This is a genomic window from Streptomyces sp. RKND-216 (genome assembly GCF_004795255.1).
GTDB classification, from domain to species: Bacteria; Actinomycetota; Actinomycetes; order Streptomycetales; family Streptomycetaceae; genus Streptomyces; species Streptomyces hazeniae.
Genome location: NZ_SSBQ01000002.1, coordinates 5,535,262 through 5,547,075, shown reverse-complemented (window position 1 = coordinate 5,547,075; position 11,814 = coordinate 5,535,262). Strand labels below are relative to the sequence as shown.

Annotated in this window: 11 protein-coding genes; 5 read left to right on the top strand and 6 right to left on the bottom strand. The window is 74.0% G+C overall.

Translation table 11 applies throughout. The features are described 5' to 3' along the window. Positions 1–14 precede the first annotated feature (14 nt). From E4198_RS25240 to E4198_RS24490, 4 genes are all read left to right on the top strand, one after another. Entirely contained in the window at positions 15–731 is a 717-nt protein-coding gene (locus E4198_RS25240; RefSeq protein ID WP_210732894.1) for a hypothetical protein, read from the top strand. Beyond that, positions 728–1,495 carry a glycerophosphodiester phosphodiesterase gene (locus E4198_RS25235; RefSeq protein ID WP_210732893.1) on the top strand — a complete coding sequence of 256 codons (768 nt, stop codon included), beginning with the start codon at positions 728–730 and terminating at the stop codon, positions 1,493–1,495. Before E4198_RS25240 ends, E4198_RS25235 begins: the two co-directional genes overlap by 4 nt. Before the next feature lie 75 nt (positions 1,496–1,570). After that, complete coding sequence (locus tag E4198_RS24495; RefSeq protein WP_136185071.1) at positions 1,571–2,929, top strand: MFS transporter; 1,359 nt, start codon at positions 1,571–1,573, stop codon at positions 2,927–2,929. Positions 2,930–3,190: 261 nt separating this feature from the next. Next, a complete protein-coding gene (locus tag E4198_RS24490; RefSeq protein ID WP_027765009.1) occupies positions 3,191–3,568 on the top strand; it encodes an RNA polymerase-binding protein RbpA in 378 nt (125 codons plus the stop codon). 153 nt (positions 3,569–3,721) lie between these two features. Here E4198_RS24490 and fxsA read toward each other — a convergent pair whose 3' ends face one another. From fxsA to E4198_RS24465, 5 genes are all read right to left on the bottom strand, one after another. Further along, positions 3,722–4,354, bottom strand: coding sequence for an FxsA family membrane protein (gene fxsA, locus E4198_RS24485; protein WP_136185070.1), 633 nt, complete (start codon positions 4,352–4,354; stop codon positions 3,722–3,724). A 3-nt stretch (positions 4,355–4,357) separates the two neighbouring features. Further along, positions 4,358–5,125 (bottom strand): polyprenol monophosphomannose synthase, encoded by a 768-nt coding sequence (locus E4198_RS24480; protein ID WP_247597825.1) that lies wholly within the window; start codon positions 5,123–5,125, stop codon positions 4,358–4,360. Continuing rightward, positions 5,122–6,759, bottom strand: a complete 1,638-nt coding sequence (gene lnt / locus E4198_RS24475) for an apolipoprotein N-acyltransferase (RefSeq protein WP_247597824.1) — start codon at positions 6,757–6,759, stop codon at positions 5,122–5,124. The genes E4198_RS24480 and lnt overlap by 4 nt, the downstream gene beginning before the upstream one ends. 689 nt (positions 6,760–7,448) lie before the next feature. After that, positions 7,449–8,999 carry an amidohydrolase family protein gene (locus tag E4198_RS24470; RefSeq protein WP_136185600.1) on the bottom strand — a complete coding sequence of 517 codons (1,551 nt, stop codon included), beginning with the start codon at positions 8,997–8,999 and terminating at the stop codon, positions 7,449–7,451. A 238-nt stretch (positions 9,000–9,237) separates the two neighbouring features. Further along, positions 9,238–9,678, bottom strand: coding sequence for an Lrp/AsnC family transcriptional regulator (locus E4198_RS24465; RefSeq protein WP_027765005.1), 441 nt, complete (start codon positions 9,676–9,678; stop codon positions 9,238–9,240). A 201-nt stretch (positions 9,679–9,879) separates the two neighbouring features. On the opposite strand from E4198_RS24465, the gene E4198_RS24460 reads away from it, so the two are divergent. Continuing rightward, a complete protein-coding gene (locus E4198_RS24460) occupies positions 9,880–10,269 on the top strand; it encodes a hypothetical protein (protein ID WP_136185067.1) in 390 nt (129 codons plus the stop codon). 146 nt (positions 10,270–10,415) lie between these two features. On the opposite strand, the gene E4198_RS24455 is transcribed toward E4198_RS24460, so the two are convergent. Further along, positions 10,416–11,588, bottom strand: coding sequence for an acyl-CoA dehydrogenase family protein (locus E4198_RS24455; RefSeq protein WP_136185066.1), 1,173 nt, complete (start codon positions 11,586–11,588; stop codon positions 10,416–10,418). Between the last annotated feature and the right edge of the window lie 226 nt (positions 11,589–11,814).

Sequence of the window (11,814 nt, the reverse complement as noted above, 5' to 3'; positions counted from 1 at the left end):
GCCACGGTCGGTCCATGGTCGCCAGAAAGGGGTTCCCCGTGTCCGTCTCCCCCGGGTCGGGTCGTCGTCTCGCGCGCCGGTTGGTGCAGCTGTACGTGGGCCTGGTGCTCTACGGTGCCAGCGCCGCGTGGATGGTGCGGGCCGAACTGGGCCTGGGGCCCTGGGACGTGCTGCACCAGGGCGTTGCGGAGCTGTCGGGGATGTCCATCGGCATCGTGTCGGTGATCGTGGGCGCGGTGGTGCTGCTGCTGTGGGTGCCGCTGCGGCAGCGGCCCGGGCTCGGCACGGTGTCGAACGTGTTCGTGGTCGGGCTGGCGATGGACGCGACGTTGTGGCTGAGCCCGGAGCCGACGGCGCTCGCGGTGCGGATTCCGCTGCTGGCGGGCGCGGTGGTGCTGAACGGCGTGGCGACCGGGCTGTACATCTCGGCACGGTTCGGGCCGGGACCGCGGGACGGGCTGATGACCGGCCTGCACGCCCGGACCGGGATGTCGGTGCGGCTGGTGCGTACCGGCATCGAGGTGGCGGTGCTGGCCACCGGGTGGCTGCTGGGCGGTGCGGTGGGCGCGGGCACGGTGCTCTACGCGCTGGCGATCGGGCCCCTCGCACAGGTCTTCCTGCGCGTCTTCGCGGTGCCGGCTCCGGACCGCGGGCGGAGCCGGGTGGCCGCAGCGGACCCGCGCGGGGCGGCGGACGGTCCGCGCGGGGTGCGCGCGATACTGCGTCGGTGACCGAGATACGACACCCCTTCCTGGACCGTCCGCCGCCCCTGGCCTTCGCCCACCGCGGCGGAGCCGTCGAGGGCCTGGAGAACACCGTGACCGCGTTCCGGCGGGCGGTGGACCTGGGGTACAGCTACCTGGAGACGGACGTGCACGCGACCGCGGACGGCCGCCTCGTCGCCTTCCACGACGACACCCTGGACCGGGTCACCGACGGCCGGGGGCGGATCGCGGACCTGACGTGGGAGCAGGTACGGCGGGTGCGGATCGCCGGGAAGGAACCGGTGCCGCTCTTCTCCGACCTGCTGGAGACCTTGCCCCACGCGCGGTGGAACATCGACGTCAAGGCGGACGCCGCGCTCGCCCCGCTGCTGGCGGAGCTGGAGACGGCGGACGCCTGGGACCGGGTGTGCGTCGGCGCGTTCGACGAACGCCGGGTGGCGCGGGCGCAGGAGCTGGCGGGTCCGCGGCTGGCGACGTCGCTGGGGACGAGGGGAGTGCGGGCGCTGCGGCTGCGTTCGTGGGGACTGCCGCTTCCGGTGCGGCGCGGCGCGGTGTGCGTGCAGGTGCCTGTCCGGCACGGGCGGATCCGGGTGGTGGACGCGGCGTTCGTACGGGCGGCGCACCGGCTGGGGATGCAGGTGCACGTGTGGACCGTGAACGACGCGGACACGATGCGGGCGCTGCTGGAGCTGGGCGTGGATGGCATCATGACCGATCACATCGAACTGTTGCGTGAGGTGCTGACCGCGCGGGGGGCCTGGCAGGGCTGACCGCGGGCGCCGCGCGACCGGACGTCCCCCCTTTCGAGGCGGCGGAGCCCGGCGTGGAGGGGACGAGGTATCCGGATGGACGCGGTCGCGGAGCGGGCGGCGGAGGGCGGTGCGGCCGAGCGCCGCCGGGAGCAGCGGGGCTGGTACTTCTACGACTGGGCGAACTCGGTCTTCTCCACCAGCGTGCTCACGGTGTTCCTCGGCCCGTACCTGACCGAGGTGGCGAAGGCCGCTGCGGACCCCGAGGGCTTCGTGCACCCGCTGGGTGTTCCGGTGCGTGCGGGCTCCTTCTTCGCCTACTCGGTGTCGGCGTCGGTACTGCTGTCGGTGCTGGTGATGCCGGTGGCCGCCGCGCTGGCGGACCGCACGGGGAGGAAGAAGCCGATCCTGGGCTTCTTCGCCTACCTGGGAGCGGGCGCGACCACGGGGATGTTCTTCCTGTCCGGCGACAGGTATCTGCTGGGCGGGGCGCTGTTGATCCTCGCGAACGTCGCGTTCGGTGCGGCGGTGGTGGTCTATCACGCGTTCCTGCCGCAGATCGCGCTGCCGCACGAACGGGACAAGGTGTCCTCGCGCGGCTGGGCGTTCGGCTACGCCGCAGGGGCACTGGTCCTGGTGGCGAACCTGGCCGTCTTCCTGGGGCACGACTCGCTGGGCGTGGACGAGGGAACGGCGGTGCGGATCTGCCTCGCCTCGGCCGGCCTGTGGTGGGGGCTGTTCACACTGGTGCCGCTGCGCCGGCTGCGGGAACGGCCGGTGGCGGGTGCGGGGGGCGGTCGCCGGATCTCCTTGGGCGGCGGCGGACGGCAGCTGCTGGCGACGGTGCGGGACCTGCGGCGGTACCCGCTCACCCTGCTCTTCCTCGGGGCCTATCTGCTCTACAACGACGGGGTGCAGACAGTGATCACCCAGGCGTCGGTGTTCGGGGCGGAGGAGCTCGGTATGGAGCAGACGACGCTGATCACCGCCGTGCTGCTGGTGCAGGTGCTCGCCGTGGCCGGGGCGCTGCTGATGGGCCGCCTGGCCCAGCGGTACGGCGCCAAGCGGACGATCCTGGGGTCACTGGTGGCGTGGACGGCCACCGTGGGGGCGGGCTGGTTCCTGCCCGCCGGGGCGCCGGTGTGGTTCTTCGCGCTGGCGGCGGCGATCGGCCTGGTGCTCGGGGGCAGCCAGGCACTGTCGCGTTCGCTGTTCGCCCAGCTGATACCGAAGGGCAAGGAGGCGGAGTACTTCGCCCTGTACGAGATCAGCGACCGGGGCACCAGCTGGCTCGGTCCGCTGCTCTTCGGGCTGACGTACCAGCTGACCGGCAGCTACCGGGACGCGATCATCTCGCTGGTGGTCTTCTTCGTGCTGGGCTTCGTCCTGCTGGCACGGGTGCCGGTGGCACGGGCGGCGGCCGCCGTGGGCAACCCGGAACCGGACCGGATTTAGCCCGGGGCGGTGCGGGGCGGTAGTGTACGCCTTTGGCCCGCCGGATGGACCGTGACCGCATGCACCGCGGCGAGCAACGCCGGGTGACAACCTCTGTCACATGTGACAAACCGGGCGTCGGCGGGTATCGCAACATTCGACGCGGCACGACGGGCGACGCATGTCCCCTTACGGGAATCTTCACCGCCGACGAGACGTTGACTTCGATGACGACGACAGCGACACCTGTCCTGTGGGCGACCAGCCCGGGAGGCACGATTCATGAGTGAGCGAGCTCTTCGCGGCACGCGACTCGTGGTGACCAGCTACGAGACGGACCGCGGTATCGACCTGGCACCGCGCCAGGCCGTGGAGTACGCATGCCAGAACGGCCATCGTTTCGAGATGCCGTTCTCGGTTGAGGCCGAGATCCCGCCGGAGTGGGAGTGCAAGGTGTGCGGAGCACAGGCACTCCTGGTCGACGGTGACGGGCCGGAGGAGAAGAAGGGCAAGCCGGCGCGTACGCACTGGGACATGCTCATGGAGCGCCGCACGCGCGAGGAGCTGGAGGAGGTGCTGGCCGAACGGCTGGCCGTGCTGCGCTCCGGCACCATGAACATCGCCGTGCATCCGCGCGACAGCAAGCGCAAGTCCGCCTGAGCCGAGGCAGCAGGCGCACGGGCCGGGGCGGCCGCACCTTCACGGTGCGGCCGCCCCGGCCCGCTGTCGTGTCCGTTTCCCCCGTCCGCCTCCGTGCCCACCGTTCCCGGTGTGCCGGGTGCCGCGCCCCTGTACGCCGTTCGTGGGGGCGGGTCAGCGCGCAGGGGGGCCGTCGTCGTCGCGGAGGACCTCGCCCTGCACGATCCGTCCGTCCGGGCGGTGGATGCGGGCCTGTTCCTGTGCGCTGCGCGCCTGCCGCATGGCATCACCCAGATCGCCGCCGGCCAGGCCGGACAGCCGTCGCTCCGCGCCCCGGCGCAGCAGCTTCGCGGTCGGCGGGAAGAGGCACAGCAGGGCGGCGGCGTCGGAGACCAGGCCCGGCACCATCAGCAGCAGGCCGCCAAGCATCGCGAAGGTGTTGCCGCCGCGGGGCCCCGCCCCCTCCCGGGCCTCCCCGGGCCCGCCGGGCGTGGCGAAGGCCGCGGACAACTGCCGCCAGGCACGCCGCCCGGCCCGGCGCACCACCAGGACGCCGAGCACGAAACCGCCTGCGAGCAGCAGCAGGACGGTGAGGCCGCCGGCCGCGTCGGCGACGACGGTGAGCAGCCAGATCTCCAGCACCGCCCAGGCCGCGACGATCAGCGGGGCCAGGGTACGGGCCGGGGAGCGGCGCCGCGCCGTCCGCCCCCCGCCGTCCGGGCCGCCGGGACGGCCCGTGCCCTCCTGCGGGGCCTCGTGGCCGTCACGGTGCGGTGGCTGAAACGGATTCGGTGCGCCGTTGCTCATGTCTCAAGTGTGCCTGCGGCCGAGTGCGCGCTTCACCCTGCCCTCGACGCCCCAGGCGGTGACGCGCCACAGCGCCTCGGCGACGATGTCGCGGCTCATCTTGGAGTCGCCGCGTTCGCGCTCGACGAAGGTGATGGGCACCTCGACGACGTGGTAGCCGGCGCGGACGGCGCGGTGGGCGAGGTCGACCTGGAAGCAGTACCCCTGGGAGGCAACGGCGTCCATGGTCAGGCCGCGCAGCGTCTCGGCACGGAACGCGCGGTAGCCGCCGGTGACGTCCCGGATCGGGACGTCCAGCAGGGCACGGGAGTAGAGGCTGCCGCCGCGGGAGAGGAACTCCCGGGAGCGGGGCCAGTTGACGACGCGTCCGCCGGGCACCCAGCGGGATCCGAGGACCAGGTCCGCTCCCTTGAGGGCGTGCAGCAGGCGCGGCAGTTCCTCGGGCTGGTGGGAGCCGTCGGCGTCCATCTCGACCAGCACGCCGTAGCCGCGTTCCAGACCCCAGTGGAATCCGGCGAGGTAGGCCGCTCCGAGCCCCTCCTTGCCGCGCCGGTGCAGCACGTGCACGTGGTCGTCGGAGGCGGCGAGTTCGTCCGCGAGCTTGCCGGTGCCGTCGGGGCTGTTGTCGTCGGCGACCAGTACGTGCGCCGCGGGCACAGCCTCACGGACACGTTCCACCACGGGCGCGATGTTGTCGGCCTCGTTGTAGGTGGGAATGATCACGAGGACGTCCCCCGGGGGGCCGTAGCTCCGCTGTCCGCCGTGTGTCACTGCTGCCGTCCCTCCGCCAGGCGTGCCGTGCCGCGTGTCCGGCGGCGGAGGACGAGCGCCCACGCGCAGGACAGGAGGCCCACGATAGCGAGTGCCCATTCGGGTGCCGCGCCCACACGGTCCGCGAGCGTGATGTCGTCGCGCAGGGGGAGTTCGGCCAGCAGCACGTCCTGGGTGAACTCCTCGGTGCGCTGCTCGACGGTGCCGTCCGGGGCGACGATCGCGCTGATGCCGCTGGTGGCGGCGGTCACGATGGCCCGGCCGTGTTCGACTGCACGCAGCTTGGACATGGCCAGCTGCTGCTCGGGCTGGCCTGTGCGGCCGTAGGTGGCGTTGTTGGTCTGCACGACCAGGGCGCGGGCACCGTCGTTGACGGTGTCGCGGACGATCTCGTCGTAGGCGATCTCGAAGCAGATGACGTCGCCGAGGCGGGCGGGCCCCACCTGCAGGACGCCGGTGCGGTCGCCGGGCCAGAAGTCGCGGGGGACGCGCTGGAGGCGCGTGATGACCGTGCTCAGCACATCACGGAAGGGCACGTACTCGCCGAACGGCACGGGGTGCTGCTTGGTGTAGGAGGCTCCGGGGCCGGTCCGCGGGTCCCAGACGATGCCCTGGTTCTCGACGTATCCCTCCTCCGTCGGATGGTCGACCAGGGCGCCGACGAGAATGGGGGCGCCGATCGCGTCGGCGGCCTCGTCGATGCGGTCGTGGGCCGCGCGGTGCTTGTGGGGGTCCAGGTCGGAGGCGTTCTCCGGCCAGATCACCAGGTCGGGACGGTCCACCTCGCCCTTGTCGATGCGGTCGGCGAGCTTCAGGGTGGCCTCGACGTGGTTGTCGAGGATGAGCATGGGGCGGCCGAGGAAGTCCATGCCGGGCTGCTGGACGTCGCCCTGGACCACGGCGATGTCGACGGTGTCGGCGACCTTGGTGGGGACCGGGACGGCGTAGCCGGCGGCGGTGACGACCGCCGCGAGCGCGCACGCGGCGGCGGTCTGGAGGGCGGAGCGGCGGCGGGGGCCGGCCTGTGCGGCGTCCGGTACGGGGGCTCGGTCTGCCGGTTCGGCGGCGCGTACGGGGGCGGCGGTGCGGCGCAGGCGCCAGGCTCCGAGGGCGGCAGCGGCGAGAAGGGTGCCGGTCAGCGCGACCGCGAACGTGACGAGTGGGGCTCCCCCGAGCGCGGCCAGCGGCGTGTAGGGCGAGCCGGTGTTGGCGAAGGCGAGACGGCCCCAGGGGAAACCGCCGAAGGGCAGCCGGTCGCGGGCCCATTCCTCCGCCACCCACAGGCAGCCCGCCCACAGGGGCCAGGCGGGGAGGCGGGAGGTGAAGGCGAGGCCGGCGCCGAGCGCGGCGAGGAAGAGCGCCTGGAGGAAGGACAGCCCGAGGACGGCGTCCCAGCCGATGACGTTCAGCCACTTCAGCAGGCCGACGAAGAAGGCCATGCCGAGGACCAGTCCGGTCCAGGCGCCCTGGCGGGCCGTACGGCGGTGGGTGAGGACGGCGAGGGCGCCGACGGCGACCAGGGAGAGCGGCCACAGGTCGTACGGCGGGAAGGCCAGGGCCAGGGCGAGGCCGGCGAGCAGCGCGGCCGCCGTGCGGAGGGCCTCGCGCCGGACAAGGGCGCCGGCGCGTCGCATCCTCCCGGGGCGCCCGCCGGAGGCGAGACGGACGGTGGGGCTCGGGGCGGCCGTTCCGGCGGGCTTCTCCGCGGCGGAGGTGGGCTCCGGGCCGGAGGGAGGGTGCGTGGCCCCGGGGCGGCGGCCGGGGGCGGCTCGGCGGGCCCGCTCCGGGCGGTGTCTTCGGTGGTGTCGGGGCCCGATGGCACGGTCGCGTCTTCCCTCGTGGTCGTGGGGATCTCGATGTGACCCGACGGTACATCGAAGGGGGCGCGTCGCGGGGCCGCGGGTGGGGACGTGAGGAGGCTGCGGATGGGGGCCCGGCGCCCTTCGGGCCGACCTGGGGCCCGCTGGCTGCGGGTCGACCGAGAGCCGTTGTCTACTGAGCGCCCGGGCCCCACCCGGGTCACACCTGCCGACCAGGCGAAACCTTCCGCCCCCGGGCTGCGGACGCTGGACCTGGCTCCCAGTGGTGGTGTGCCGGTGCGACGCACCACCCCATGGCCCAGCGGCGCTCGGGGACCGCGTACAGGATCCCCCGGTCGGACGTCCTGTGGTGGACTCGGCCGAACCTACCGGGCGGGATGCGCGGTGTGTCAACATCCCCCCGGCCTGCGGCGTTTCGCCGTCGCACCAGGTGGGTTCCGGGTCTCCACGGGCCTGCCGGGGGCTTCGGGGGGCGCCGTTCGGCGGTATCGGGCGCCCGCCCTTCACTCGTTCGGACGCGTGTACACGGTGCGGCCGGCCACGGTGGTGCGCAGGCAGACGGGAAGCGGGACGCCCGGGGTGAGGTCGGGGAGACCGGGGGTGCCGGAGCGCGGGTCGGTGGACCAGTTCGCGACCCGGGTGTCGGGGGCCTGGACGACGAGTTCACCCGTGCGCCACACGGCGTAGTCCGCGGGAGCGCCGGGCACAAGGGTGCCGGCGTCGTCGCGTCCGGTGGCGCGCCAGCCGCCGCGGGTGTGGGCGGCGAACGCGGCGCGGGCGGAGATGCGGTGCTCGGCGGTGCGGTGGAACGCCGCGGCGCGGACGGTTCCCCAGGGGTCGAGCGGCGTGACCGGGCTGTCGGATCCCAGGGCAAGGGGGACACCGGCGCGGAGCAGCGCGGCGTACGGGTTGAGGGTGCGGGCACGTGCGGCGCCCAGGCGGCGGGCGTACATGCCGTGTTCGCCGCCCCAGGCGGCGTCGAAGGCCGGCTGGACGGACGCGGTCAGGGCGTGGGCCGCGAACGCGGCGATGTGGTCCTCGTGCAGCATCTCGGCATGCTCGATGCGGTGCCGTGCGGCGCGCACGCGGTCGGCGCCGAGTCGTTCGGCGGCGCGCAGCACGCCGCCCGTGACGGCGGTCAGGGCGGCGTCGCCGATGGCGTGGAACCCCGCCTGGAGTCCGGCCTCGGTGCAGGCGGCGACGTGGGCGGCGACGGCGTCCGCGTCCAGGTGGGCGGCACCGTGGCCGTGCGGCGCGTCGTCGTAGGGGGCGTGCACGTGCGCGGTGTGCGAGCCGAGGGAGCCGTCCGCGAACAGGTCTCCGGCGGCGCCGACGGCGCCGAGATCCCGGACCCGCGCGGCGTCCTTCGCGGACGTGACGGGTTCGGCCCAGTATCCGGTGACGCGCGGGCCTTCGCTCCCGGCGGCGAGACGGAGCAGGCCGGTGAAGTCGTCCTCGCTGGAGATGTCGGGGCCGCCGCACTCGTGAACGGAGCCGATGCCGAGAGACGCGGCGCGGTCCAGGGCGGCGCGCTGCGCCTCGGTGCGCTGGGCCGCTGTCAGCGAGCCGTGCGCGGCGGCCCGGACGGCATGGTGGGCGGCGCCGGTCAGGGGCGCGTCGGGGGCGTAGCCGTCGAGGCCGGTGACGCCGGGCACGAGCTCCAGCATGGCCGTGGTGACCAGGGCGGAGTGGACGTCGACGCGGGTGAGGTAGAGGGGGCGCCCGCCGGTCGCGGCGTCGAGCTCGGCGCGGGTGGGGTGGCGCTGTTCGGGCCAGGCGGTGGCGTCCCAACCGGTGCCGAGCAGGACCCGGTCGGCGCGGCGGGCCGCGGCGTGGGCGGCCACGCGCGCCAGGGCGTCGGCGAGGGTGGCGGCGCTGCTCAGGTCGAGGCCGGTGAGGGCGAGCCCGGTGGCCGTCGTGTGCACATGTGCGTCCGTGAACGCGGGGGTGACGAGCGCGTCCTCGAGGTGCAGGACGTCGTCGACGCCGTCGGCGAAGGAGTCTGCGGCCCCCTCGGAACCGACCCAGGCGATGTGGCCCCCCTCGACGACCATGGCCGTGGCGAAGGGGTCGGCGGGGCTGTGCACGCGGCCGCCACGCAGCAGGAGAGTGCGGGGACGGTCGGCGTCCCGCGGGGGCGCGGAGTGGTTCACGGCGTTCCTCGATCCCCGCCCCCGGTGCGGGGATGCGGCGCGTCGTTCGGGTCGGTACGGCCTCAGTCTCGCCCGTGCGGCGGAGTGCCGTGCGCCCGGGGGTCCGGCGTGGGGCCCGGGGCGGCCGCGGCGGGACCGGTCAGACCCGCGGCGGGCGGGCCTCGTACGGCGTGGAGAGGACCACCGTGGTGCGGGTGGAGACGCCGGAGCGGGACCGGATGCGGGCCAGCAGGTGCTCAAGCTCGATCGGGGTGCCGACACGCACCTTGAGGATGTAGTTCTCCTCGCCGGCGACGCTGTGGCAGGCCTCGATCTCGGGGACGTCCGCGAGCCGGTCGGCGATGTCGTCGGGGGCGCTGGGGTCGAACGGCTTGACCGAGATGAACGCGGTCAGCGGCAGGCCGACCGCCTCCGGATCGACGAGGGCCGCGTAACCGCGGATGACGCCGCGCTGCTCCAGACGGCGCACCCGCTGGTGCACCGCCGAGGTGGACAGGCCGGTGGCCCTGCCCAGGTCGGTGTAGCTCATCCGCCCGTCCGTGACGAGCAATTCCACGATCTGCCTGTCCAGCTCCTCCACAGCAGGTCAACCTACTGCCCCGGGCACGCTCCGGCACAGTGGGCGCAGCCGCCGGTGCACACCCGGACGCCGAGTGTGACCAACGCCACACCTGTGCGCCCTCGTCCTGGGGGACGGGGAGATTACGTGGGGGTCACGGAGGGAAGTGCTTCGCTGGTGGCCGGGGGGAGACGCCCGGCCTGCTCACCCGAGGGGGATTGCATGCGCACAGCGAAGTCGCTCGAACCGGTGCGGTTCGACGAGGCCGAGGCCGGCGACGTCGAGGAGGGGGACGAAACATACGAGATCTTCCGGGTGGACTGCCCGGAGTGCGGGCAGTCGATCGCGCTGTTCGCGGAGGAGAGTGCCCTTCCCCAGCACGCACTGTGCCCGACCCGATGGAACCCGTTCGGTCTGACGGTGTGTCCGGGGTCGGCCCGGCCAGCCGCCGATGCGGCGCCGACGGCGGGCGCGGAGGGGGCGCAGGAGGAAGAGCTGGCGGCGCTGCTGACGCTGCCTGCGGGTCTGGACTGGCGACGGCAGCCGTTCTCGCATGTGGGTGGGCCCGGCACGCGACCGGCGGGTCGCGCCGTTCCCGCCGCCCGCGCGTAACGCGCGGGCCGAGCGTCCGGGCCGGGCGCGCCACCGACGGCGGGACGAGTCCGCCGAAGCGACCCGGCTCGCACGGTTTCCCTGCTCGCGGGTGCTGAGGTCGCCCGCGGGCGGGCCCGGGGCTCGTGGCTCCCGGGCCCGGCGTGTCAGCGGCTCTCGGGACCCAGGAGGTCGCGGGCGATCACCACGCGCTGCACCTGGTTGGTCCCCTCCACGATCTGGAGGACCTTGGCGTCCCGCATGAAGCGCTCCACGGGGAAGTCCACCGTGTACCCGTAGCCGCCGAGGAGCTGCACGGCGTCCGTGGTGACGCGCATCGCGGCGTCGCTGCAGAACAGTTTCGCCATGGCAGCCTGCCGGGAGAACGGGCGGCCCTGGTCGCGGAGCCGGGCGGCGGCCAGGTACAGGGCGCGGCCCGCCTCGATCTGGGTGGCCATGTCGGCGAGCATGAACCGCAGGCCCTGGAAGTCGGCGATGGGCCGCCCGAACTGCTGCCGCTGCCGGAGGTAGCCCGACGCCTCGTCCAGGGCGGCCTGGGAGATCCCGACGGCGCAGGCCGCGATGCCGAGGCGCCCGGAGTCCAGGGCGTCGAGCGCGATGCGGAAGCCCTGGCCCTCTTCGCCGATCCGGCGCGAGTCCGGCACCCGTACGCCGTCGAAGTGCAGCTGGGCGGTGGGCGAGCCGGTCATGCCCATCTTCTTCTCCGGAGCGGCCGCGGACAGCCCGGGCGCGTCCCCGGGGACCAGGAACGCGGTGATGCCCTTCGCTCCCTCTCCCCCGGTACGGGCGAGGACGGTGTAGAAGTCGGCCACGCCACCGTGCGTGATCCACGCCTTGGTGCCGTCGATGACCCAGTCGTCGCCGTCCCGCACGGCGCGGGTGCGCAGGCCGGCCGCGTCCGAGCCGGAGGCCGGCTCGGAGAGGCAGTAGCCGCCGAGGAGGCCGCCGCCGAGCATCTCCGGCAGGTGGCTGGTGCGCTGTTCCTTGGTGCCGAACGCGGCGACGGCGTGGCAGGCGAGCGTGTGCACGCTGGTTCCCACGCCGACGGTCAGGCCGGCGGCCGCGAGTTCCTCGACAGCCTGGAGGTAGACCTCGTAGGGCTGGTCGCCCCCGCCGTACTCCTCGCTGTAGGGCAGGCCGAGCAGGCCGGAGCGGGAGAGAAGGGTGAAGACCTCGCGCGGGAACCGGCCCGCGAGTTCGTCCTCGTTCACCGTCGGGGCGATCTCCCGCTGCGCGACCTCGCGCACCAGGGACATCAGGTCCCTGGCCTCCTCGGTGGGCAGGCTGCGTTCCACCGGCTGGGGACCGGACTCGGGCATGGCGGCGGCTCCTTCTGTCGCGCGCTGCGGCGACGGCGCCGGGGTGTGCGGCGTCGCCGGGGGTCGTCACTGCCCCTGCCGCGATGCTGCCGCGTCGGGTCGCGACGGCGGCTGACCAGCGGCTGTGGCGCTCAGGAGTATGCCCGATCGGCGGGCGCGCGTCACTTGTGGGCGGCCCCGGCTCCCCAGTCGTGACGGGATTGTCGGTGCCGCGTGCCAGACTCGC